Annotated in this window: 19 protein-coding genes; 6 read left to right on the top strand and 13 right to left on the bottom strand. The window is 62.6% G+C overall.

What is annotated here, in order from left to right:
* Positions 1-13: 13 nt before the first annotated feature.
* Genes JQC81_RS04900 through JQC81_RS04890 form a run of 3 tightly spaced genes read right to left on the bottom strand, consistent with a single transcriptional unit; the run spans position 14 to position 5,351 of the window.
* Positions 14-1,468, bottom strand: a complete 1,455-nt coding sequence (locus tag JQC81_RS04900) for an HlyD family type I secretion periplasmic adaptor subunit (protein ID WP_203270641.1) — start codon at positions 1,466-1,468, stop codon at positions 14-16.
* Entirely contained in the window at positions 1,468-3,651 is a 2,184-nt protein-coding gene (locus tag JQC81_RS04895) for a peptidase domain-containing ABC transporter (protein WP_203270639.1), read from the bottom strand. The genes JQC81_RS04900 and JQC81_RS04895 overlap by 1 nt, the downstream gene beginning before the upstream one ends.
* Positions 3,648-5,351 carry a peptidase domain-containing ABC transporter gene (locus JQC81_RS04890; protein ID WP_203270629.1) on the bottom strand — a complete coding sequence of 568 codons (1,704 nt, stop codon included), beginning with the start codon at positions 5,349-5,351 and terminating at the stop codon, positions 3,648-3,650. The genes JQC81_RS04895 and JQC81_RS04890 overlap by 4 nt, the downstream gene beginning before the upstream one ends.
* Before the next feature lie 421 nt (positions 5,352-5,772).
* On the opposite strand from JQC81_RS04890, the gene JQC81_RS04885 reads away from it, so the two are divergent.
* The gene (locus JQC81_RS04885) at positions 5,773-6,663 is read left to right on the top strand and encodes a LysR family transcriptional regulator (protein WP_203270620.1); all 891 of its coding nucleotides are present in this window, start codon (positions 5,773-5,775) and stop codon (positions 6,661-6,663) included.
* A gap of 135 nt (positions 6,664-6,798) precedes the next feature.
* Positions 6,799-6,999 (top strand): hypothetical protein, encoded by a 201-nt coding sequence (locus JQC81_RS04880; protein WP_203270618.1) that lies wholly within the window; start codon positions 6,799-6,801, stop codon positions 6,997-6,999.
* 98 nt (positions 7,000-7,097) lie between these two features.
* On the opposite strand, the gene JQC81_RS04875 is transcribed toward JQC81_RS04880, so the two are convergent.
* The 5 genes from JQC81_RS04875 to JQC81_RS04855 form a co-directional block, all read right to left on the bottom strand.
* Positions 7,098-7,313, bottom strand: a complete 216-nt coding sequence (locus JQC81_RS04875) for a hypothetical protein (protein WP_203270617.1) — start codon at positions 7,311-7,313, stop codon at positions 7,098-7,100.
* Positions 7,314-7,534: 221 nt separating this feature from the next.
* Complete coding sequence (locus JQC81_RS04870) at positions 7,535-8,392, bottom strand: LuxR C-terminal-related transcriptional regulator (RefSeq protein WP_203270615.1); 858 nt, start codon at positions 8,390-8,392, stop codon at positions 7,535-7,537.
* Positions 8,393-8,570: 178 nt separating this feature from the next.
* The gene (locus tag JQC81_RS04865; RefSeq protein WP_203270613.1) at positions 8,571-10,865 is read right to left on the bottom strand and encodes a bifunctional diguanylate cyclase/phosphodiesterase; all 2,295 of its coding nucleotides are present in this window, start codon (positions 10,863-10,865) and stop codon (positions 8,571-8,573) included.
* A 372-nt stretch (positions 10,866-11,237) separates the two neighbouring features.
* Positions 11,238-11,528 (bottom strand): hypothetical protein, encoded by a 291-nt coding sequence (locus JQC81_RS04860; protein ID WP_203270612.1) that lies wholly within the window; start codon positions 11,526-11,528, stop codon positions 11,238-11,240.
* 235 nt (positions 11,529-11,763) lie between these two features.
* Positions 11,764-12,183: a DoxX family protein gene (locus tag JQC81_RS04855; RefSeq protein WP_203270610.1), complete on the bottom strand. Its 420-nt coding sequence runs from the start codon at positions 12,181-12,183 to the stop codon at positions 11,764-11,766.
* Positions 12,184-12,436: 253 nt separating this feature from the next.
* Between JQC81_RS04855 and JQC81_RS04850 the strand changes: the two genes are divergently transcribed.
* A complete protein-coding gene (locus JQC81_RS04850; protein WP_203270608.1) occupies positions 12,437-13,231 on the top strand; it encodes a DUF1194 domain-containing protein in 795 nt (264 codons plus the stop codon).
* 25 nt (positions 13,232-13,256) lie between these two features.
* Here the strand turns inward: JQC81_RS04850 and JQC81_RS04845 are convergent, their stop codons facing one another.
* The gene (locus tag JQC81_RS04845) at positions 13,257-14,243 is read right to left on the bottom strand and encodes a Bug family tripartite tricarboxylate transporter substrate binding protein (RefSeq protein WP_203270607.1); all 987 of its coding nucleotides are present in this window, start codon (positions 14,241-14,243) and stop codon (positions 13,257-13,259) included.
* Between the two features lie 199 nt (positions 14,244-14,442).
* On the opposite strand from JQC81_RS04845, the gene JQC81_RS04840 reads away from it, so the two are divergent.
* Complete coding sequence (locus JQC81_RS04840) at positions 14,443-14,700, top strand: hypothetical protein (RefSeq protein WP_203270605.1); 258 nt, start codon at positions 14,443-14,445, stop codon at positions 14,698-14,700.
* A 12-nt stretch (positions 14,701-14,712) separates the two neighbouring features.
* Here JQC81_RS04840 and JQC81_RS04835 read toward each other — a convergent pair whose 3' ends face one another.
* Positions 14,713-15,567 carry a cyanophycinase gene (locus tag JQC81_RS04835; RefSeq protein ID WP_203270604.1) on the bottom strand — a complete coding sequence of 285 codons (855 nt, stop codon included), beginning with the start codon at positions 15,565-15,567 and terminating at the stop codon, positions 14,713-14,715.
* Between the two features lie 79 nt (positions 15,568-15,646).
* A complete protein-coding gene (cphA, locus tag JQC81_RS04830) occupies positions 15,647-18,523 on the bottom strand; it encodes a cyanophycin synthetase (RefSeq protein WP_246520242.1) in 2,877 nt (958 codons plus the stop codon).
* Positions 18,524-18,996: 473 nt separating this feature from the next.
* On the opposite strand from cphA, the gene JQC81_RS04825 reads away from it, so the two are divergent.
* Complete coding sequence (locus tag JQC81_RS04825; RefSeq protein WP_203270602.1) at positions 18,997-20,628, top strand: alpha-D-glucose phosphate-specific phosphoglucomutase; 1,632 nt, start codon at positions 18,997-18,999, stop codon at positions 20,626-20,628.
* A 24-nt stretch (positions 20,629-20,652) separates the two neighbouring features.
* Here JQC81_RS04825 and JQC81_RS04820 read toward each other — a convergent pair whose 3' ends face one another.
* Positions 20,653-21,066 (bottom strand): VOC family protein, encoded by a 414-nt coding sequence (locus JQC81_RS04820; protein ID WP_203270601.1) that lies wholly within the window; start codon positions 21,064-21,066, stop codon positions 20,653-20,655.
* 428 nt (positions 21,067-21,494) lie between these two features.
* On the opposite strand from JQC81_RS04820, the gene JQC81_RS04815 reads away from it, so the two are divergent.
* Entirely contained in the window at positions 21,495-21,818 is a 324-nt protein-coding gene (locus tag JQC81_RS04815) for a hypothetical protein (RefSeq protein ID WP_376772368.1), read from the top strand.
* Here the strand turns inward: JQC81_RS04815 and JQC81_RS04810 are convergent.
* The gene (locus JQC81_RS04810) at positions 21,815-22,876 is read right to left on the bottom strand and encodes a LacI family DNA-binding transcriptional regulator (RefSeq protein WP_203270598.1); all 1,062 of its coding nucleotides are present in this window, start codon (positions 22,874-22,876) and stop codon (positions 21,815-21,817) included. The genes JQC81_RS04815 and JQC81_RS04810 overlap by 4 nt on opposite strands.
* Positions 22,877-22,996: the final 120 nt, after the last annotated feature.

The following is a 22,996-nucleotide window of genomic DNA, read 5'->3' as shown; positions in this document are numbered from 1 at the left end:
GCGATTAGCGTCCTCAACGCTCGTGGAATGATGCCGCCATGGCGGAATAGATTGGCTTCAGAAGATATTGCAGCACCGTCTTGTTGCCGGTCGTGATGTCGGCCTGAACCGTCATGCCGGGCACGAGCTGCGCCTTGCCGGGATCGCGGCCCACATGCTGCTGCTTGAGCGCGACGCGCACGCGGTAGTGCGGCTGCCGCTGCTCGTCGAGGAACGTGCCGGCCGAGATGCGCTCCACGATCCCATCGACGGCACCATAGCGCGCATAGTCGAAGGCCTGCACCTTGACGTGCGCGGGCTGACCGACTTCGATGAACCCGATGTCGCGCGGCGTGATCCGCACATCCGCCACGAGCGGAGCATCCTGCGGCATGACCTCGGCGATCAGTCCGCCAGGCGGCAAGACAGTGCCGGAACGGTGAACGGCCAGTCCGCGCAGCACGCCGGGAGCCGGGGCGCGGAGCAGGGTTCGCTCCGCACGATCCTCCAGCCTGCGGACGGCTTCCGCCGTTTCGGCAATCTCCAACGCCACCCGTGCGGCCTCCTGCCGGGCCTCGTCCACGGCGGCCGATTGCATCTCCGAAATGCGCGCCTCGGCCTCGGCCAGGCTGCGCAGGGCTGTGGCATACTGGCCGTTCAGTCGCTCATGCTCGGCCTTCGCGCTCATCAGGAGACGCTGCGCCTCCAGAACCGCGAGCCGCGTGGTCAATCCATTGCGGGCGAGTTCCTCGCGGATGCCGAGTTCCTTGGAATGCAGCGCTATCTGCTCCTGCACGGCAGAGATCTGCCCGGACAGCATCGCCAATTCACTGCGCCGCTGCGCCACCTGCTCGTGAAGCACAGCAATACGATCGCTCAAGGAGCGCAGGCGTGCATCCAGCGCCGCACGTTGGGGGCCAGCGAAGAGACTGGTGCGCAGGGATGGCATCGTGCTGCCCTCACCGCTCGCATCGGCAACAGCAATGCTCGCCGTTCCTTTGCGCCCCCGCAGCTCCATTGCCGTGTTGTTGCCTTCCGCGGCTGCCATCAGGCGCTGCGACTGCAATTGCAGGGATTCAAGGCGAAGCCGCGCCTGCGAGAGCTCGGCTTGAGCCGCCGCATCGTTCATGCGCAGCATAGCCTGACCGGCTTCGACCACATCGCCTTCGTGAACCAACACCTCCGTGACGATGCCGCCCTCAAAGTGCTGAACAGGCGCCGGCGCGACCGTCGGTGCGAGATCGCCCACGCCGATAGCCACTTCCGGCACATGGGTGAGCGCAGCCCAGGCAAGCGCTGCGGCCACCAGCAAGCCGGTTCCCAGAACGACGGCGCGCTCCAAGCCGTAGATCCGTAGTTCCTCCAGGGCGAGCACATGACTGTCGGGGCGCGGCTGACGGCTGGCACGGGGCAGAGGTGCCATCGTGTGCTGATGTGCGGCCGGCGTTAGATTCTCGGCCTCGGCGGCGGTTTTTGCGGCGGTGCTCATCAACCAACTCTGGGGCTGTTAGCGGCAGAAAGATTTGCGAAAGCTGCGTTCGCCAGCGGCACGCCTACCGGCGTACGTGTCGGACGAGGCCCGAAGGGAGCAGGCTGATTCACCTCCTCCACCTGCCCGTCCCGCAGGCGCAGGATGCGGTCGGCGAGCCGGATGTGGCTCGGCCTGTGCGTTGCCATGAGGATCGTGCTGTTCCCCCTGCGGGAGGCAATGACATCGGTGAAAGCCTTGGCGCAGGCGTCATCCAGTCCGGCGACGGGTTCGTCGAGGAGCAGGATGGGCGCATCGCGCAAAAGCGCGCTGGCGAGTGCGATCCGCTGCAGGATGCTGCGCGGCAGGCGGCCGCTGTGGTTGTCGCCGACCCGCGTGTCGAAGCCTTGCGGCAGCGCCTCGATGGCTTCCAGAACCCCGGCCTCCGCGGCTGCGGCGCGCAATTGCGCATCGGAGGCACTGGGTCGTGCCAGACGCAGGTTCTGGGCGATCGTGCCATAGAGCAATCCCGGCGATTGCGGCACCCAGCCGATGCTTCGCCGGAGAACGGCCGGATTGAAGGAGCGCACGTCGTGACCGTCGATCCGCACGAGGCCGCCCTGCGGCCGATACAGGCCTGCGATCAGCAGCAGCAGGGTGGACTTGCCCGTGCCCTCCGCACCGGTGATGGCCACCACCTGGCCGGGCTGAATGGCGAAACTGGCGCCGGCCAGCACGGGCTCAGATTGCGGCAGATAGCGCAGGGTCACCCGATGGAAGACGATGGCGCCCTGCTCCGGCGGCGCCATGCGCGCTTCGAGCGGCGGCGGACGCTCCGTTTCAAGCGCCATCAATCCGTCCACCTGCCGGATCGAGGCCTGCGTCTGCTCCCAACGCGAGAACATGACGAAGCATGTCTGCATCGGGCCCAGAACCCGCCAGATCAGCATCATGCCGGCGATCAGCGCGCCTGCGGTCATTGCACCGGACAGCACCGAGAGGACGCCCAAGACCACCGCGGCCAGACCTGACAGGGTGACGAGCGCCTGGCTTGCTGCGAGCACCGAACCCGTCAGGGTGCCGACCCGTGCAGACGCCACGGCGGCAGCAGCGGCAGCAGCCGCATAGCGGTCGATCCAGCGCTCTTCCGCACCTCCGAGCTTCAGCGTGCGCACCGTCTCGAGCGCCTCGACGGCCAGGGCCTCGCGAGCTTGGTTGGCGCGCGCCGCCTGATCGATGGCCAGCCGCATGGACCCGCGCGAGATCCAGAACAGAAGAACGAAGCCGATGGCGGTCCCCACCGGCACGAGCGCGATCCATCCGCCGAGAACCACCATCAGCACCACGACGAGGATCGTGAACGGCAAGTCCAGAAGGGCGACGGCGAAACTGCCGGTGAGAAACTCGCGGATCGCCGCGAAATCGCGCAGACGCGACACTTGGGATGCGGTGCCGGCCCGCTCCACGAGCGCTGTCGGCAGGGACAGCAATTGTGTGAATACGGCGCTCGGAACCAGCCGATCCAGGCGTTCCGCGATGCGCAGCAGGGCACGCTGGCGGATGACCCGGAAGAGGATCTCCAGCACGACCGCGGCGGCAACGCCGACGATGAGCATGGGCAGCGTTTCCGGGCTGTAGCCGGCGACCACCGTGTCGAAGACCGCCATGGTGAAGATCGGAACCGCGAGCCCGAGCACGGCCATGAGCCCGCTGATCGCGAGCAAGGGCGCCAGAGATCCCCGAAACCGTCGGGCGATGCCGCCGAACCAGTTCTGACGGGGCGACCCGACATTCGCCTCGGCGGCAAGGATCAAGGTTCCACGCAGCTTCTCCGGAGCACAGGGCTTCACATCACCTGTGGCGCCATCAAACATCAGAACCTGTCCGGCCTCATCGCGGTAGATGACAGCGGCAGCCTTTCCCGGCGGCAGCAGGATGGCCGGCAGGCACCGCAGGTCAAGACTTCCCCGCTTGAGCCCCTGCATCCTGGTCGGATAGCCGAGAACGGCCAGCGAGTTGCGCAGATCGGTGAGATCGATGTCGGGCTTCGCATGCGGGAGCGCCGAGAGAAGATCGTCCGCGCTGCCCGACCACTCCATCAGCCACAGCAGGACCGGCAGGCAACGGGCCAGATCGGACGGAGCCAGAAGGTCTTTCGACACCTGCACCGGAGCCTGAGGGGAACAATCCATCACGAGGCTCATGACACGCGCTCCAGCCTGCCGTCACGGATCGCGAAGACCCTATCCGCGATTCCGAGCGTCGAGGGACGGTGCGTGACGATGATGACCGTGACCTTGCCGCGCAGCCCCGCCAGGAGCTGGGCGAGCCGCGCATCGCTGTCGCCGTCGATCTGTGAGGTGATGTCGTCGAGCAGGAGGATACGCGGCTCCTCGATGAGGGCGCGTACGACACCGATGCGTTGGGCTGCGCCACGCGGCAGCGGCGTGGCCGAAACGCCGACAGGCGTATGCCAGTCGCCCGGCAGTGCGCCCGCCACCTGATCCAAACCCAATTGGGTCGCCAGGCGCAGAGCCGCCGCCTCCCGGTGCGGCTGATGCATCGTGAGGTTCTGCAGGAGCGTGCCGCGCACCAGAGCCGGATCGGGCGGCACGATGGCAACCTGTCGGCGTGCCGGTCCCATCTCGACCTGCGCGAGGTCCTGTCCATCGATCGTCACGCGGCCTTCGGTTGGCGGCAGGTCGCCCGCGATCAGCCGCAGCATGGCGGAACGGCCCGAGCCATTCGCACCGGTGACGCCGATGATCTCGCCAGGTTTCGCCTCCAGGGTCAAACCGTCGAACAGCCACTCCTTGTGGGGCGGGGTGCGCAGCCGAACGTTGTCGAGAACCACATGACCTTCTGAAACATCGAGGACTGGCCTGTCGAGATGGCGCTCCTGTGGGAGCAGGGCAATCTCTGCGACACGGCGGCGGCTTTCCGCGAGCGACTGAAGACGCGACCAGAGAGCCACGCCGCCAAGCAAGGGCTGCATCGTGCGTCCAACCAGCATGGTGCAGGCGCCCAGTCCGCCGACACTGAGCTGACCGTTCAGCACCATGTGACAGCCGAAGGCTGCGACGCCGATGGTGGCGGCCTGGGCCAGCAGTTGCCCACCCTCCTGGCCGGTCGAGATGGCTTGGGCAAGCGTTCGGCGCATCTGCGCTGAGCCGCCCTGCAGACGCTCGTAGCGACGCTCGAGCAGGGGCTCGGCGCCGAGAACTTTCATCGGATGGATGCAGCTCAGCGTGTCGAACAGAAAGTTGAACCGGCGCTCCTCGGCGAGCGCGAGGTTCTGCGCCGCGCGGCGCACGCGACGGCCCGTTAACGCTGCGAGCAGCGCGACACCGACCAGCAATGCCAGCGGCACCAGCACGAGCGGGCCGGCGAGATACCAGATCCCAACCAGGTAAAGCAGGGCGAAAGGCAGATCGAGCATGGCCTGCAGGGCTGGGCCTGACCATGCCTCACGCAGGGTGCCGATGGCGGAGAGACGCTCCGCATAATAGCCGTTGCTGTTGGCTTCCAGGGCTGAGAGCGGAGCATGGAGCAGGCACTCCATGGCCTGACGATGCGCCTGCGCCTCCGAAGTTGCCGCCATTCGGGCCAGAAGCCTGCCCCGCACGTGCCGAAGCAGCGCCTCCAGCAGAATGGCCACAGCCACCGTGATGGCGAGAACCACCAGGGTGCCGGTGGCCTTGTTCGGCAGTATCCGGTCGTAGACCTGCAGCAGGGCAGCGGGCAGCGCCAGCGCCAGCGCCAGCAGGGTGATCAGCAGCGTTGCCTCGAGCACCGGGATGAAAAAGGCGATGCCGAAGCGGCCGATCAGCCCCCGGAAGGGGCGTGTCAGCCATGGGCCCGAGGATGCCGCCAAGGCCTCGGATGCGGCAGCAGACCTGTTCATAGCGCGACCTTTGGCCATTCGGCCGTGGGATGCAGATCATGAGGATTAGGGGGAACATACCGGGCTTGCACCGGTATGACGGGACGGCATCATGCCTTTGGACGCGCATCGCTTAAGGTGCGCCGGCCAACCCGCTATGTCTGTGGCGTATCGCTAGGTTGAACTTTCACAATACTGCCGGCAAAGTCAATAAATACCTGCGGCTGGCCCGAGTTACCCTTAGATAAAGTTAACGGAACCTGCCCTTATCATTGAGCAGACCTCATGTCATACTATCATGCATGATCCGCTCACCACAGGATAGAGGTCTTCATATCTGGGAATGGTGTGATCGCGATCCTTGTAGCAAGCCCTCTCAATTTGGAATACTCCTTCGTGAGGTGCAGGCAATGTGAACCCGCTCCCCTTTTGAGGATCTGTCTTGGACTGGGACAAAATCAGATTGTTCTATGAGGTGGTCGATGCCGGGAACTTCACCCGAGCCGGCGAGAAACTCGGGGTCAACCAGTCATCGGTCAGCCGCCAGATCAGCGCCCTCGAACACGACCTGAAGGTCCCGCTCTTTCATCGCCACCCCCGAGGCCTCATTCTCACTGAGCATGGAGAGGTGCTGTTCCGCGCCGCCCAGGACATCCGCCTGCGCCTGGACGAAACGCGTCAGCGCCTTACGGAAACCAGCGAACGTCCGGCCGGCGAGCTCAGGGTCACCGCAACGGTCGGCATCGGCGGGATCTGGTTGGCGCAGCGCATTAAGGAGTTTCTCGATCTTTACCCGGATGTGCGCGTTCAACTGTCCCTGACGAGCGAGGAGCTGGATCTCGCCATGCGCGAGGCCGACATCGCCATCCGGCTGCGCCGGCCGGCACAGCCGGACCTGATCCAGCGCCGCCTCTTCACGATTCAGTACCACGCCTATGCGGCCCATGCCTATCTCGAGCGCTTCGGAGAGCCCGAGCGCATCGAGGATCTCGACAATCACTCCCTCCTCTGCCTGGGAGGCGACCAGCCCGCTTTCATTCTGGACTTGCACCGGCTGAGCAGCCTGGGGCGCGACCCCAAGGATCCCCGTCCCAGCCGCCTTGTGGTGAATGACAGCCTGGCTCTCCGCAAGGCCATCGAGAATGGTGCCGGTATCGGCATGGCGCCGGATTATGCGATGAGCGGCAATCCGGCCGTGAAGCAGGTTCTCCGGGACGTGCAGATGCCGGTCCTCGACAGCTACCTCGTCTATCCTGACGAGCTGCGTTCCGTCGCGCGGGTCCAAGTCTTTCGCGACTTCCTCGTCGCGAAGGCGCAACGGTGGGACTTTTAGTCGGACAACTTTTTTTGGATTAAATTTAAAGGAGTCTTGAGAGAGTTTAGCCTCGAGTGCAATCTCACTTTCTCCACGATTTTGAAGGCTACTTAATTCTCAAACGTTTGTTCCTCGAACAATGGAATCCGCTCTATGCCACGGTCCTTTTTAGCCGTTCTCGCCATTGCCCTTGGTCTGCCCTTCCTTCTTCTGCTGGCGATCGTCTCTTCTGCTTCGGGAGTCAGCGCGAGCGTCTTCACGAGCGCACTCGGACTCGTTGTCATGTCGGTTGTTCTGATGCTGGCCGTCTATGAGATCAAACGGATTGCCGATCTGCCGCCAGACGCCCATTGAGCACAGCACTCCTGGCATGAGGAGCTTTTAAGGATTGAGCGTGCTTGAGATCCCCGCTCTTCGCGAGCATCTCAAGCAGCCTGGTCCGAATGCAATTGTTAGGCTGCAGCCCTGGGTCGCTCAGGATGCTCTTGAGCCGTGGCCCGATGAAGGGCCAGCAGAAGAACGCCGATATCCTCGTCAAGCAGACTGATGGCGTTGCGCGCATATTGGCGGAACTCTTCCCTCACCAATTCCGCTTCACCATCCCATGAGAAGTCCTCGTGCTCGGCCTCAAAAAATGCACGAGCCACCAACTCTACTTGGTAATCCATATTTGCCCCACCGCATCGTTTAGGTGTTTGTTCTAAGTTCAAGCCTGGGGCGTCGGTACGCTCTTACTGAAGTTTTTATTCCGCTGCGCCATCAGGGTGACATCAGGCTTAGCGCTGGTGTTGACTGATCCGCAACTCGCCACTTGTACTACCCCGAAAGAGTTAGGTGGGCGAGGCTTTCCCGCGCGCCCTAACTCTGATGAGACAGTATTTCTAAGGTTCTATTCGCCTGGAACCAGAGGTCTGCTCTCCTGCGCAGCGGCGAAATGACCTGCAGCCCACATGGCCGCCTGCGTTCTGTTCACAGCCTTCACCTTTCGCAAGATGGCCTTGATATGCACTTTGACGGTGGCTTCCGCCACTCCGAGTTCACGCGCGATCAGCTTGTTCGAGGCGCCCTGGGTCAGGCACCGCAAGATCTGTGCTTCACGCTCTGACAGCTTGTTCAAGAGCAAAGCCGGATCGTTGGCAGGCATGAGGGAAACCGTTTGGCCCAGACCCCCGGCCTGGTTGCCGCGGAATTGGTCGAGCAGATCCAGCCCGACAGACCCTGGAATGAAGGTTTCACCCAGCATCACAAGTTCCAAAGCCTTGATGATTGCATGACGGGCCATTGTCGTCATGCAGAACCCGTCCAACCCCTCCTTACAGATCTGAACGATCTCTTGCGGACCCATGTTGTCTGCGAGGACGACCACCCGGGCATGAAGGTGCTGCTCCTTCAATTCCTTGACCATCTGAGAGTACTCGCCAGGGGAGCGCCCATCGCAGATGAGGAAGAGCACCGGCACTCCTTCGGGGAATGTGGATAGGGTCGACAGGTCTCCGGTTTGCTCCGCTATATCGAAGCGGGTGCCCGAAAGGATATGGCTGACACCCGTCCGGAGAAGGATGTTCTGGCAGATGAGAACCGTCGTGACGTTCTGAAAGGGATCTTGGGCGATGGGGAGAATTTGCTCTTTGTAGACGACGTTATGGCCCATGCTGGCTCTAGCCCCTTGGTAGCGTTCATCAAAGTCAGGAATCATGGTGCCGCCTATCCGAATTACGCAGGCTAGAACAAAAGAGGCAGGAACCATGTCCGGGAAGCCGATCCGATTAGATCAGGCGAGGCAATAACAACCGCCAGAAGATTTAGTTCCTCTTCCTGAACGTCAACTAAGAGGTAACCCGTCATGCTATAATGGTTTTGTCATAGCGTCTCAAATCAGCGGCGCCACAATGTGGCATATCTTGACCATAAGGATTTACATAAGCTTAACCTATACTTTGGACTGGCATAGTATTCACATGATTGCGCGCCTTATCAGATGACGAACGACTGAGCATTCGCATGATTTGATCTTCCGATACGGCTTTCGAGAACAGAAAGCCCTGCATCTCGTTGCAGCCTGCCGTATCCAGAAAGTTCCGCTGTGTTTCTGTCTCGACGCCTTCCGCCGTCACCGTAATCGACATGGCATGCCCGAGGGCCACGATGGCCTTGATGACGGTCGCGGCTTTGCCGCCCTTTCCCAAACTATGAGTGAATGACCGGTCAATCTTGATCTTGTCGACCTCGAAGCGGTGAAGGTAGCCCAAGCTCGAATAGCCGGTTCCGAAATCGTCCAGAGCAATGCGGAAGCCCGCTTCCCGCAGCCTCCGAAGCGCATCGGTCGTCCTGCCATCCTCTTCAAGGAGGACCCCTTCCGTCACTTCAAGCTCAATGCGCTGAGGATGCCCACCACATTCCCGAACGATGGCGATGAGACGGCTGGCGAAATCACCAGACCGGAACTGAACGGGCGAGAGATTGACGGAGACAAAGAGATCGGGCCAGCGCCGGGAGGCCATGCAGGCCTGGCGCAGAATCCATTCTCCGAGCGGGACGATCAGGCCGGTCTGCTCCGCCACGGGGATGAACTGGCTGGGCTGGATATACCCGCATGTCGGGTGACACCAGCGGGCAAGGGCCTCCACGCCGACGACCGCGCCGCCCTGGGCGATCTGCGGCTGATAGGCAACCTCAAGGCCTTTGCCTGTCGCAAGCGCCGCACGGAGATCCTCTTCGATGGCCCTTGAGACATTGATGGTTTCGTCCATCTCCGACGTGAAGACGCGGTAGCAGTTCCGCCCCTCTCCCTTGGCGCGGTAAAGCGCGATGTCGGCCTTGCGCAGGAGTTCGATCCGATCCAAGCCAGCCTCCGGAGCCAATACGAGCCCGATGCTGACCCCGACGAACACCTGGTTGCCGAGAACGTCGTAAGGCTGCATGGAGGCGGCAAGGATGCTTTCGCACAAGGCTTGCGGCGCATGGCTCCCCGATGCGAAGGTCTGTACGATGGCGAATTCATCTCCGCCCAACCGGGTGATGGTCACGCCGCTATCCACGAGACCCGCCAAGCGGACCGCGAATTCCTGAATAAGACTGTCGCCCGCATGATGACCGAGAGTGTCGTTCACATGCTTGAAGCGATCCAGGTCGAGCATCATGACGGCAATCTGCTCGCCATCTTTCATCTGAGCGATCGCATGGTTGAGCCGGTCTGCGAAGAGGGCGCGGTTGGGTAGGCCCGTCAGAACATCATGGAACGCAAGATGGTGGGCCTGCGCCTCGCTCGCTTTCAGCTCAAGGACCGTTCTCTCCAGTGCCGTTGTGGACTGCCTCAGCCGACGGACCAGAGCACCGAGCAGGAGAACGATCATGGCGGCGGCAGCGGCCATCACAGGACCGACCGACCTGAGAACGCGATCTCCCGGCAGTTCCGGGTTCCAGATGAAGCATCCGATGAGATGGCCGACATCCGATTTCACCGGCACCGAGACCTCACCCTGCTCAGGAGTGTCGGTGCTGGAGAACCGCAGGCCATCGATCAGGTTCTGCTCGGATAGCTGCGTGATAAAGCTCCCGTCCAGGTACCGGATGCTGAGCAGAAGGAATTCCCTGTCATGCGGATAGGGAACGTCTTCGGATTCAGGGATGATCTTCATCACGCTGACAGCTGCCGGCCGGCCATTGAGTTCAAGTAGATGAGCGTCGTGAACGGCCTGGCCGGTCTTCAGGTAGGAAGCCGTCGCGAGGTCCGCCACGTGCGCCCGGTGAAGAGAGTCCGGGGCTCCCCTGATGCCTGCAACAAGATCGGTGACGCTGCCCCTCACCCGCTCGTATTCTTCAGCAGCCACGCGGGTGGATCCAACGGTCGCGACGAGCGGCTCGTTGCGATCATCAAGGATGTAGATTTCATCCTGTCCGAAGGTCTTGTTGAGCCAGACGCCGAAATTGGCGTCGACCCATTTGAGGTCCAGGGGCCGCTTGTTGAGCTCCACCACGGCATCATCCCAGATAGCGACCATTTCCTGCTGCTGAGCGAGTTCCTGAACGGCGGCCCGGATGCTAGCCTCTGTTGTCAGGAGCTGGCGTTCGGCGGAAATGTTATTGCTCCTGCCCACCGCCCAGAGAATCGCCCCTGCTCCCATCGACAGGGTTGTGCAGGCGACCAGGACGACAGGCAGCAGAACGCCGCGGATAAAAGGCCATTCTGCACGCTTGGACGACAGAAATTTACTCAACATAGCCGCACCGGAACGCCTCCGGAATTCGACCGAACAGCGGCATGCCGAACGGTCGACCTCGAACAAATGAATTTTGGGAACGAACCTGCCGGGCTCACACCGGCCTGACAGGGGGGCATCATGCCTTTGAGCGGCGCATGGACTTAGGGCGCGAACTCAACCTGTCACAGGTACTTTTGCAACGATAATCATTTTACGGCGGGCGTTCAAAAAGCAACGAAAGAATTCGTCCAACCGCATACTTTGAGATTTAGAGTTAATGGTTCTATTCGAAGCCGAACTTCCGCAGAGGAAATAAGGCTTATGGGCGTCTCTCTCTTCGAGCAGAGAGCAGATCCCTCGAAACTTTGTCAGAGTCCCGGGCCTGGGCGCTCATTCCGGCTGCGCATGATCTTCCAAGGCCTGGATCAGTTCCAGGCACTTCTCCGCCACGATGGCCGAGACCCTGGGATCTCCATGATGGTGTCGCATAGCGACCGCATTGGCCTGCTCGAACAGATCCGTCAGGTTGCCGGAAATGAAGGGGCGGGAACTCGGAAAATCGAAACTCCCGCTCTCGGTGCGGGATTTGGATCTTGCAGAGCGCTTCGGTTCGAAAAGAGTCAGCACCTCGCACCGATCGGCGATCTTCTTGAGATCCTTGAAGGCGATGATCTCGGCCATGTCCAGACTCCTACGCAACGAACCTGCCCGTGCTCTTAACGCTTTTCGCGCGCAAAAGTCATGCGCCGTCCCCTGAAATTTATCGGGTTACCGGCAGTCGTTCCACGTCGGTGTCAGAGGAGCCGGGCCTGTTACCCAACTCTTACGGGTTAGAAGGCGGAGTTGCCTTTCCGGACCACAGCGACAAGGGAGCGTCCGGGAGCCCTGCCGCAAGGCTACCAGAACATCTGCCGGATCAGCGTTCCCAGGAGTGCCGTGGGCCGGCTGGCCGCCGTGCTCCGTCGATGCTCAAGGCACCCGGGCCGGTAAAAACGAGCAGGAGGAAGACGAAGCAGAACAGGATGGATGCATCGCCACCGTTCAGAACCGGATAGAAGTTCTGCGGGGCGTGGAACATCCAGTACGCCACCGCCATCTCGCCGGCGAGCACGAAGGCTATGGGCCTGGTGAACAACCCCGCCAGGATCAGGAGACCACCGACGAATTCCAGAATAGCCCCGATGCCGAAGAGCGACAGGAGGGGCGGCATGCCGATCTCTGGAGGGGCCGGGAAGCCGAACAGCTTCTGCGTTCCATGCGCCATGAAGAGCAGCGCCGTGACGATCCTTAAGATGGCCAGGGCATAGGGTGACCAGCGATCGAGAGTGGACGACATCTGCAAGACTTCCTTCTGAGCACCGCCCGCTACAGCGGCTCGAGACTTCATGCCGGCCATATAAAGCGGGAGGCCGGGAGGAAAAGCCCGCTCGGTGGGACGTTCCATTCTGGCATTTGGCTGCGGGCGGCCACAAACGTTTCACATGGAATTCACGTTAAATTGACAGCCGGTAGACCCTTCTCAGCACCGTCGAACCTTGCCTGCCGGAGGTTTCCTGCCAGCTTCTTGCGTCTGGTAAACGGAGGCGGAGATGAATCGAAGGCTTCTTGGCGCTTTTGCGGCTGTCATGACGGGCCTATGGCTGTCTACGCCTGGTGCCCGGGCAGAGACCGAGGTCGATGTCGCGCTGGTGCTGGCCGTCGACGTCTCCCGCTCCATGGATCCCGATGAGCAGGAACTCCAGCGCCAGGGCTTCATGGAGGCCTTCCGTTCGCCGCAGGTGCATGAGGCCATCCGCAACGGCATGGTGGGGCGGATCATCGTCACCTACGTGGAATGGTCCGGCGTCGAGTATCAGAACGTCATCGTGCCCTGGACGATCATCGACGGCCCTGAGGGCGCCCTGAAGTTTGCCGACGGCCTGAGCAGCACCCCCATTGGCCGTATCCGGAGAACCTCGATCTCCGGCGCCATCGATTTCGGCGTGAAGCTCCTGGAGCAGACCGGCGTCGAGCCGATCCGCAGGGTCATCGACATCTCCGGAGATGGCCCCAACAGCAGCGGCCGAGGCGTCGTGGCAGCCCGTGACGAGGCCATTGCCAAGGGCATCACCATCAACGGCCTTCCCATCATGCTCAAGCGACCGAGCGGCTTCGGCGACATGGAGCATCTCGACCTCTACTACAAAAACTGTGTGATCGGCGGCGAAGGCTCTTTCATCGTGCCGGTGCGGGAGCGCCAGCAATTCGCCGATGCTATCCGGACCAAGATCATCCGCGAGATCGCAGCGCTGCCGGCACGGCCGACGATCCAGAAGGTGCAGGCCGAGCCGACTGTGAGCTGCACCGAGGGCGAGCAGCGCATGTACCGCTGGGACCGCAACTGACGCGGCCCCGAAACGGCGGCTCGCATCACTCCAGGGTGATGTTGGCCGTCCTGATCACCTTCTCCCACTTGGCGCCTTCTTCCTGCATGTAGACGGCCATCTCGGCAGGCGAGCTCTGGAGCACGTCGATTCCGGCGCCAGTCAGCTTGTCGCGGATGTCCTGTCTTGCGACCACCTGCCGGTAAGTGTCGTTGAGCTTGGCGACGATCTCGGGCGACAGGCCCGCAGGGCCGACGAAGCCCTGCCAGGCCCAGGCCTCGAAGCCCGGGAAATCGGCGGCGACGGGCGGCACGCCCGGCAAGCCGGCGAACTCCTTCGGCGAAGCCACTGCAATGGCCTTGATGGGGCCGGAGAGCTGGGAGCGGGCAGTTGCGAAGTCGATGAACATCATATCGACTTGCCCCGACACCAGATCCTGCACGGCCGGAGCGGCACCCCGATAGGGCACATGGGTGAGCTTGATGCCGGCGCCCTGTGACAGGAGCTCCGTCGCCAGGTGGAAGGGGCTGCCAAGGCCAGGAGTCGCATAGTTGATCCGCCCGGGCGTCTTCTTCGCCTCGGCGATCAATTCCTGAATGGAGTTCACCGGCAGCTTGTTCGTGTTGACGAGCAGCACGAGCGCGAATCGACCGGTGAGTGAAATTGGGCTGAAATCCTTATACGGGTCGAAGGAGAGCTTGCGATAGAGGGAGCGGTTCGTCGCGAAGGTCGCCGAATCCCCTAAGAGCAGCGTGTAGCCGTCGGGCTCCGCCCGGGCGACGGCCTCGGCCCCGATATTGGTGCCGGCCCCCGGCCGGTTCTCGACGACGAACTGCTGCCCCAACTGCTCTCCCATGGCGGCAAAGACAAGCCGCGCGAAGAAATCCGTCCCGCCGCCGGCCGCATAGGGAACGATGACTCGTACGGGCCTCGTCGGATAATCAGCCTGGGCCAGGGCCCGCCATGGCGAAAGGGCCGAGGCTGCGGAAGCGGCGGCCATCGTCACGAGGAGGCTGCGGCGGGTCTGGTTCATGGCGTTCTCCCGGATTGTCTTAGGATTCGATGCATGTCTGGAGATAGGGAGAGCGCCTGCGGCGACCAGAGCTACGTCGGGGAAGAGGCGAGGCTAGCTCCTTGCAGCCTCCAGATTATTTGCCGCTACGCCTGAACATGCGGAGATTCCGGGCATTCCTACGTGGAGAGCTGTGCCACGATAGAGCAGGAGATGAGCGATGGGCGTGAAGAAGGACGAAGACGATCTGGTCGATGCCGGCTCGGAATACTCCTTTCCGGCCAGCGATCCACCGTCCTATATGGGTGGGTCGGCGGTTGCCGGTCCGCCTCCGCATAACGAGCAGGCGCGGGAGCCTGTCTCTCATGCGGTGTCGAACCCCGACGAGGTGAAGCCGGCCGGAGACGCTCCGCAGGGAACCGATCCAGCACAGACGGGCGAAGCACCGAAGAAGCACTCCGGCGGGAACAACCCTTAGCCGGAGTTCTAGTCAGCTGGCGGCCTGCGCTTCGATGGCATGGCTCTTCTGCAGATCCGGCACTTCCGCAGGACGACGCTTCGACAGGTCGAACGCATCGCCGGAACTCAGCACATGCATGCGGATGTCGTACATGGACAGGGAGCGCTCGGGCTCGGCCTCGGCGATGTTCGAATGGGTGACGCCAGCTCCATCGACAACATAGACGCAGCCGCTGCCGATCACCTGGAAGCGCCCGTCTTCGAGGACCAAAGCCGTGTCCTCGTCGATTCCGATCCCGAGCTCGCGCGGGTTATGCGCCACGGCGCCGAACAGACGTCCGAAGCGACCACGCTCCGCGAAATGCTGATCGATGATCACGTTGCGCACGAGGCCAAGGCCCGGCGCCATGTGAAGATCCCCGATCTTGTAGGATTCCCCGCTTGTCCCTTTGACCAGCATGGTTTCACTCATCACCGACGCACCGGCCGACGTTCCCGCGAGCAATCCACCGCTATCATGGATCTCGCGCACCCGCTGTTCGACGGGCGTGTCGCCGATCTGGCTCGAGATGCGCAGCTGGTCGCCGCCTGAAAAGAACACCCCGGCGGCTCCATCGAAGAGCCGCAGTTTCTCAGGATCGAGGGTCTCGGCCCGATCCTTCACGTAGATCTCCACGAGGTCCGTGACGCCGAGATCGGCAAAGGCTTTCTGATAAGACTCGAAATAGCCCTCCGGCTCATGGGACGCGACGGTTGCGAGGACGAGCTTGCCGCCATCCACATGCCGGGCGACCTCGCGCAGGATGGTGCGCTCGCCCTCCTTGTCCTCACCGCCGCCGATGATGATGAGCGGCCCCTTCGACTTATTTCTCGCGCGGTCCTGCATGATCCCGACCCGTCTCCCTTTTCGGCAGCAACCCGGCCCGGACAAGGGACGGATGACATCGAAGTTCCTCTTGTACCGCTCAAGCGGTGCGGCGCCATCCTTCGGCCGGACTCTCCACTCGGTCTATCTCCACATCGAAGGACGTGGAGGGAGAGGTCCGGAAGTCGAGCACCTGCCGCCACATGGCCTCCACATCGGTGGGCGTGAGCACCACAAGGTCGCCCGGCTGCGCGCGGCTGAGACACACGTCCGCAGCTTCATCTTCGTCCAGAATGCGTGTGATTTTCTCCTCCGGGAAACCAGCGGCCAGCGCACCTTCAGCAAGCAGAGCCACGATCTCGCCGGGCTTGCGCCCGCGACGGGCGGGATCCTCCCGGAAGATGATCTCGTCGAAATAGCGGGTTGCAAGCGCTCCCATCTCCCGCATGTCGTCGTCGCGACGGTCGCCCGGAATATTGATCATGCCGATGATGCGCCGATGGCGGCGGCGCATCTTGAGGATCAGATCGCCCAGGGCCTGAAGGCCCGCCGGATTGTGGGCATAATCCAGGATGACCCGGAAGCCGTGGCCGTCGAAAACGTTGAGACGTCCGGGGCACTGCTCGAAGGACGTGGTGAAGGTCGACAGGGCGTTGCGGATGACGTTGACCGGCACGCCTTGAGCGTAGGCCATGGCGACTGCTCCCAGAGCATTCTGAACGTTGAACTCGGCCAACCCATCGAGGGTTGCCGGGATTTCGGCAGCGCGCATCAGGTGAATGCTGTCTCCGTCATCGTGGATCACGATCTCGCCTCCGTCGAGCGCTCCCGGCTCGCGCACCACCGCGAAGCCGCCATCGTCGATGTGATCGCGCAGGAAGTCCGGCATGTCGGCTCCTCCGCGGAGGGAGAAGTAGCAGATGCGTCCGCCGGCACGCCGGCGCATGCTCACGCACATCGGATCGTCGGCATTGAGAATGCTGGTGCCGTTGCGATGCACGGCCTCCACGACGACGGACTTGACCCAGGCCAGATCCTCGATGGTGTCGATGCCTTTGAGCCCGAGGTGGTCCGGCTGGATATTGGTGACGAGACCGACATCGCATTCAGAAAAACCCATCCCCTCGCGAAGGATGCCGCCTCGGGCGGTTTCGAGCACGGCCACGTCCACCGTCGGCTCCTTGAGCACCACACGGGCGCTCCAGGGGCCCGACGCATCCGCTTCCACGACCCGGCGGCCGTTCATGTAGATGCCGGTCGTCGAGGTCAGGCCTACGCACAGGCCATGGGCACGCAGGATGTGACCGACCATGCGCGACGTGGTGGATTTGCCGTTGGTGCCGGTGATGGCAAGAATCGGGATGCGCGTCGGTGTCCCGCGTGGGAACAGCATGTCCATGACGGGCCGCGCCACGTTGCGCGCCCGCCCCTCCGAAGGCTGGAGGTGCATGCGGAAGCCTGGTGCGGCATTGACCTCGATGATGCCGCCACCAGTTTCATGCACCGAGCGGGTGATGTCCGGCGCGATGAAATCGATCCCTGCCACGTCTAGGCCGATGGTGCGTGCAGCCCGCCGGGCGATCATGGCATTGTCGGGGTGGATGTCATCGGTACGGTCAATCGCGGTGCCGCCGGTCGAGAGATTGGCCGTATCGCACAGATAGACCGCCTGCCCGAGATCCGGAACGCTCTCCGGGCTCAGGCCGGACTTCGCCAGCACGGCACGTGCATGATCGCCAATGGTGATCCGGGTCATGACGTTCTCATGCCCCTCGCCCCGGCGCGGATCCTTGTTCACCTCCTCGACCAAGGCCGCGATGCTGCGTTCACCGTCGCCGATCACGTGAGCCGGCACGCGCTCGGCCACTGCCACGACCTCTCCGTTGACGACCAGGATGCGGTGGTCGCGGCCTTTGAAACAGTTCTCGACGATGACGCGCCGGCTGTGGCTGACGGCCTCCTCGAAGGCGCGGGTGACTTCTTCCGGCGTGGAGAGGTCGATGCTGACGCCGCGACCATGGTTGCCGTCGAGGGGCTTGACCACGACCGGATAACCGATCCGCTCAGCTGCGTGCACGGCATCCTCACCCTTGCGGACGACCTCGCCTCTAGGGACAGGCAATCCGGCATCGGCAAGGAGGCTTTTCGCCAGATCCTTGTCGCCGGCCGCATCTGTCGCGATCGACGAAGTCATGCTCGTGATGCTGGCACGGATGCGCTTCTGGTAACGCCCGGTGCCGAGTTGCACGAGACTCTGATCGTCGAGGCGCAGGACCGGAATCCCGCGGCGCTCGGCCTCCTGCACGAGCGACATGGTTGTCGGGCCAAGGGCCGTGCGGCAATGAACGTAGCGCAGAGCCTTGAGCGCGAGAGCAAGGTCGAAGGGATTCCGGAATGCGGGCTCATCCTCGTCCTTGTAGATCCGGTCGAGGCCCTTGATGCCTTGAAGCTCCGGGGGCAGCAGGGAATCCGCGAGTTGGAGAGCGAGACGCCCGGCCACAAGACCCACATCCGCCTCCCGGTAGGCATACATCACATTGTAGACCCCGAACTCTCCCTTCACCGAACGAGTCTTGCCTCGGGTGACGCGCGAGTCGATGAGCGTCTGAAGCTCAAGAGCGATATGCTCGGCCACGTGGCCGAGCCAGGTTCCCTCTTCGAGACGTCGGACGAAGCCGCCCCGCTCGTGAAAGCTGCAGCCATGCTCGTTCAGCCCCGGCAAGAGAGCCAGAAGGCGCTCGGTGAAGCCCGGCAGGCGATGGGACGGCCACTCCTCCAATGTGCCGAGATCGAGCTTGATCCGGATCATCGGCGTGAGGCTGTAGAGATGCGGCCCGCGATAGATCCCGCGCTCGATCACGCGCATGGGGCTCGTCGCCATCTCCCGCAGTCCTTGGACGCCGGCTTCGTTCGACGGATCCGACAGCGGGCGCATGGCCTCTTCAGAGCCAGTCTGCGCTTGACGATCATCGCCCATTCTCAGGAACTCCTCACAGCAGAAAACAAAACGGCGCGTCATCCCGCAGACGGCATCCGTCCACGTTTCCGCCGATGATTGAATGATGAAAGAGCGTGCTGAATGCACTCAGGTGCTGTTCAATCTCCAGGCAGGTTCCTTTGTTCCGATGTAGAGCCACCCGCCGAAGCAATATTTAACCAGCGATAACATATGTTATAAGAAGCCTATACTTCTCGCTTCACCGCCGTTGCTTGTGAGTTTATGAAGACTGACACTCCTAAAGCATCTTTTCGATAAACTCCGCAGATGGGCGCTATTCCTGAGCAGAGGCAGGAATGTGAGAGCAGAGAGACCCTTCTTCATCTTAACTTCATCTCGGCAGTGGCATGTCGCGGCCATGACCCTAAAATGGTCGCACGCCCCATTCGGGGCAGGCTTCTAGGTTTTGAGACGTGGCCCCTTCGTGGGCCCAGAGGAAGTGATCAGCCCCGATGGTGACCACGAGCATCCCGACGACACCTTTTTCCGATCAGCGCCCCGGCACATCCGGCCTGCGCAAGAAGGTCACCGTCTTCCAGCAGCCCCGGTATGTGGAAAACTTCATCCAGGCGATCTTCGACAATGTGGAAGGCGCGCAAGGCTCGACCCTGGTGATCGGCGGCGACGGGCGCTACTTCAACGACGTCGTGGTTCAGACCGCCATCAGGATGGCCGCCGCCCATGGCTTCGGCCGGGTTCTCGTCGGGCAGCGGGGGCTCCTGTCGACACCGGCCGCCTCCTGCGTGATCCGCAAGCACAAGGCCATCGGCGGGCTCGTTCTGTCGGCAAGCCATAACCCGGGCGGGCCGGACGGCGACTTCGGAATCAAGTTCAACATGTCCCATGGCGGGCCGGCGCCGGAATCCTTCACGGAAGCCGTGTTCAAGCGGGCGACCGCCATCACCGAATACAGAATTGTCGACGCTCCCGATATCGATCTCAGCCGCATCGGCCCGACCAAGGTGGGGGAGATGAATGTCGAGGTCATCGATCCGGTGGCCGATTATGCGGAGCTGATGGAGCAGCTGGTCGATTTCGGGAAGATTGCCGATCTGTTCCGCTCGGGCTTTCGCATGCGCTTCGATGCCTTGAGCGCTATCACCGGCCCTTATGCAAAAGCGATTCTCGAGAACCGTCTCGGTGCACCGGCTGGCACCGTCGTCAACGGGGAACCCAAGCCTGATTTCGGCGGCCACCATCCCGATCCGAACCCGGTTCACGCCCATGACTTGATGGACCTGATGCTCGGCCCCGACGCGCCAGATTTCGGCGCAGCCTCCGACGGGGACGGCGACCGCAACATGATCGTGGCGCGGGGTCTCTTCGTGACGCCGAGCGACAGTCTTGCGATCCTCGCGAGCCATGCGCATCTCGCGCCCGGCTACGCCAAGGGCTTGGCCGGCGTCGCACGCTCCATGCCGACGAGCCGCGCGGCCGACCGGGTGGCCAAGAAGCTCGGCATCAATTTCTTCGAGACCCCCACCGGCTGGAAGTTCTTCGCCAACCTTCTGGACGCGGGTCTCATAACCCTGTGCGGGGAGGAGAGCGCCGGCACGGGCTCCAATCACATCCGCGAGAAGGACGGCCTCTGGGCCGTGCTGCTCTGGCTCAACATTCTGGCTGTTACGAAAAAGCCGGCGGATCAGATCGTGCGCGAGCACTGGGCCGCATTCGGGCGCGACTACTATACGCGCCATGACTACGAGGAACTCGAGACCGCACCGGCCAACGAACTCATGGAGACCTTACGCAAAAAGCTGCCCGCTCTTCCGGGCCAGCGCTTCGGCGGCCTCACGGTGCAGTCATGCGATGACTTCGCCTATACCGATCCCGTCGATGGTTCGATCACGCCAAAGCAGGGCATTCGCATTCTCTTCGAGGAGGATGCCCGCGCCGTGTTCCGCCTGTCGGGCACGGGCACATCGGGGGCGACGCTGCGGGTCTATCTGGAACGCTTCGAGCCCGACACCAACCGGCACGACCTGCCAACCGCCGACGTTCTGGCTCCCGTGGTGCAGGCGGCAAACGAGATTGCGGAGATCGCAGCCCGTACAGGGCGGAATGAGCCCAGCGTCATCACCTGACACCGACCAGCCGGGCTTTGGCGCTCAATACGTAGCCCAGAGCCCGGGCGTCGCCAGTTCGAGAACGTGCCCATCCGGATCGCGGAAATAGACGCTTGTGCCGCCCCGGGGCCAAGTCACCCGGCTCTCGATGGGAATTCCGCGCTCTTCCAGCTTCCCCTCCCAGGGACCGAGCTCGTCGGCTGAAATGGCGAACGCAATGTGCAGAGGTCCCTGCCCGTCATGACCGGGAATGGTGCCGCCAGGCGTGGTCATATCCTCGCTCGAACCGCCTCGCAGGAAGACGAGCAGCGCGCTCCTGCCCCCGACATCGAACACGCACATGCGCTTGTTTGACAAAAGAAGAGGCAAGCCGAGGCTGCCCTCATAGAACTCCCTGGCCCGGGACAGATCGTCCACGTAGAGAGCCGTTTCGAGCACGGCATTCAGTTTCGGCATCTCAGACCTCTTGTGGCGTTCCTGTTGCCGCGCATTGGGCCCTCGCCTCCGCTCTCCTGTCCAGATTCACTGAAGCCGAATTTAGTCAGGGAGGCGAAAAATTGGGCAATGATGCTGACCTTTTAATCTTGAAACCAGCCGCCCACCGCTTAATTATTGCAGTGCAACACGGCGATTGGCGTCGCAGCGTTGCAGCCCTTCTAGGGCGTTTCCTCCCTAAACTTCGGGCCGTTGGCAACAACGGCCTTTTTTCTTGCCTGCACAATGGCTTCCGACTCGTTCGAGCAGCCGGCGCAGCATGCACGGAACAGGAACCTCGCACTCCTCCGGCGGTTTCCCCATCAGCGGATCCCAGGAGAGCTGTCATGTCCACCCGTTCAGACAACCCCAACCACACCGATATTCCTCGGACGCACACGATCAAGCCGATGGACCCTCCACCCATGAACGAGGGCTCGACCACGGCGCAGCTGAAGGGCGACATCAACAGTGGTCGCACGGGGGACAAGAACGAGGTGTTCGACCCTGGGCTCTCCCCTCTCGGCACGGACGACGAGGCCGGGGGCAATCCCATGAGGCCGGAGCAGGTCGATATCGCCCGGCATCAGGAATCATCGGCCCGCTGGCAGAACGGCAATGCCAAGGACAGCTATGCCCACCAGCACTCGCGGAAAGCGCTGGCCGGCTATGTCGGGTTCATCGGCCTCGTGCTGGTGCTGTTCGTCGGGGCGTTTTCGATATTTTGGGATTAACCGGGCGGCGCGACACTGTTCCGGATGACAAGTTCCGTCTCGAGCCGGATCTGCTTGGGCGCCGGGCGGCCCTGGAGCAGGTCGATGAGAACCGTCGCGGCCGCTTGGCCGAGTTCCCGGCGTGGCTGATGGATCGTGGTGAGCGACGGCTCGGCCACGGCTGCGAATTCGATATCGTCGAACCCGGCAACCGAGATGTCCTCCGGCACCCGCAAGCCGGCAGACAGAAGGGTGCGCATGAGCCCGATCGCCATCTCGTCGCTGGTGCAGAACACCGCCGTCGGACGGGTGGTTCGAGCAACCAAGCCCTGGCCGGCCGCCACGCCGGATTCGATCGTATAGTCACCAGGAATTACGAGCGCCGGATCGAAGGGCAGGCCCGCCGCCTCCAGTCCATCCTTGAAGCCTAGGAAGCGCTCGCGCTCCAGGATGTTGTTCGCCGGTCCGCTCACATAGGCGATGCGCCGATGCCCCAACCCGGCGAGATGCTGCGTCATGCGTGAGGCGGCGGCACGGTTGTCGATCTCGATATGCGGAATGTCGGCACTCGGAATCGCTTCGCACAAAGCCACGAGCGGGATCCCAATCCGGGCAGGCTGCCCCTCCCCTTCCCGGCTCTGCCCGAACAGGTGGCCGTTGAGCAGAATGGCGCCGTCCACGCGGCCGGCTGCGGTGAAGGCCGCAAAATGCGCCTCCTTCTCAGGCGATCCGTCGAGATCGCTGATGATCATGCCGTAACCGGCCTCGAAGAGCGTCTCCTCAATGCCTCGCAGAATCTTGGAGAAGAAGGTATTCGCCAGGTCCGGCAGGACTACGAGCACCATATAGGTCTTCTGCGAGCGCAGGGTGCGTGCGGCGGGGTTGGGCACATAGCCGGTCTTGGCGATGGCCTCCAGCACGCGGGCCCGAGCCTCGGGAGACACCCGCTCTGGGGTCGCGAGCGCCCGGCTTACGGTCGCGGTGGAGACGTCGGCGAGCCGGGCAACGTCCTGGATTCGCGCGGCGCGAACCGGCGCATCTCCCGGCTCGGTGCCGCCTGCCTGTCCCAGATCGTCCATATCTTCCCCCCGACTATGGTTCTGTTTGACAGATGCGGTCATTTCGGTAAAGTTGCATGTAATCGATTACATAGGGTCGTTGTCGAGCCGTTCGACAGCTCTAGTTCAAAAAGGGTCCCG

Source organism: Microvirga arabica (assembly GCF_016811235.1).
In the GTDB taxonomy this organism is placed as follows: Bacteria; Pseudomonadota; Alphaproteobacteria; order Rhizobiales; family Beijerinckiaceae; genus Microvirga; species Microvirga arabica.
Note: the sequence above shows the minus strand (reverse complement) of the source record. Positions and strands in the feature narration are given on the sequence as shown.

Excerpts from the sequence above, each read along its gene's own strand:
- JQC81_RS04900 (WP_203270641.1), bottom strand. The coding sequence starts at position 1,468 with ATGAGCACCGCCGCAAAAACCGCCGCCGAGGCCGAGAATCTAACGCCG.
- JQC81_RS04895 (WP_203270639.1), bottom strand. The coding sequence starts at position 3,651 with ATGAGCCTCGTGATGGATTGTTCCCCTCAGGCTCCGGTGCAGGTGTCG.
- JQC81_RS04890 (WP_203270629.1), bottom strand. The coding sequence starts at position 5,351 with ATGAACAGGTCTGCTGCCGCATCCGAGGCCTTGGCGGCATCCTCGGGC.
- JQC81_RS04880 (WP_203270618.1), top strand. The coding sequence starts at position 6,799 with ATGCCACGGTCCTTTTTAGCCGTTCTCGCCATTGCCCTTGGTCTGCCC.
- JQC81_RS04875 (WP_203270617.1), bottom strand. The coding sequence starts at position 7,313 with ATGGATTACCAAGTAGAGTTGGTGGCTCGTGCATTTTTTGAGGCCGAG.
- JQC81_RS04870 (WP_203270615.1), bottom strand. The coding sequence starts at position 8,392 with ATGGTTCCTGCCTCTTTTGTTCTAGCCTGCGTAATTCGGATAGGCGGC.
- JQC81_RS04865 (WP_203270613.1), bottom strand. The coding sequence starts at position 10,865 with ATGTTGAGTAAATTTCTGTCGTCCAAGCGTGCAGAATGGCCTTTTATC.
- JQC81_RS04860 (WP_203270612.1), bottom strand. The coding sequence starts at position 11,528 with ATGGCCGAGATCATCGCCTTCAAGGATCTCAAGAAGATCGCCGATCGG.
- JQC81_RS04855 (WP_203270610.1), bottom strand. The coding sequence starts at position 12,183 with ATGTCGTCCACTCTCGATCGCTGGTCACCCTATGCCCTGGCCATCTTA.
- JQC81_RS04850 (WP_203270608.1), top strand. The coding sequence starts at position 12,437 with ATGAATCGAAGGCTTCTTGGCGCTTTTGCGGCTGTCATGACGGGCCTA.
- JQC81_RS04845 (WP_203270607.1), bottom strand. The coding sequence starts at position 14,243 with ATGAACCAGACCCGCCGCAGCCTCCTCGTGACGATGGCCGCCGCTTCC.
- JQC81_RS04840 (WP_203270605.1), top strand. The coding sequence starts at position 14,443 with ATGGGCGTGAAGAAGGACGAAGACGATCTGGTCGATGCCGGCTCGGAA.
- JQC81_RS04835 (WP_203270604.1), bottom strand. The coding sequence starts at position 15,567 with ATGCAGGACCGCGCGAGAAATAAGTCGAAGGGGCCGCTCATCATCATC.
- cphA (WP_246520242.1), bottom strand. The coding sequence starts at position 18,523 with ATGGGCGATGATCGTCAAGCGCAGACTGGCTCTGAAGAGGCCATGCGC.
- JQC81_RS04825 (WP_203270602.1), top strand. The coding sequence starts at position 18,997 with ATGGTGACCACGAGCATCCCGACGACACCTTTTTCCGATCAGCGCCCC.
- JQC81_RS04820 (WP_203270601.1), bottom strand. The coding sequence starts at position 21,066 with ATGCCGAAACTGAATGCCGTGCTCGAAACGGCTCTCTACGTGGACGAT.
- JQC81_RS04815 (WP_376772368.1), top strand. The coding sequence starts at position 21,495 with ATGGACCCTCCACCCATGAACGAGGGCTCGACCACGGCGCAGCTGAAG.
- JQC81_RS04810 (WP_203270598.1), bottom strand. The coding sequence starts at position 22,876 with ATGGACGATCTGGGACAGGCAGGCGGCACCGAGCCGGGAGATGCGCCG.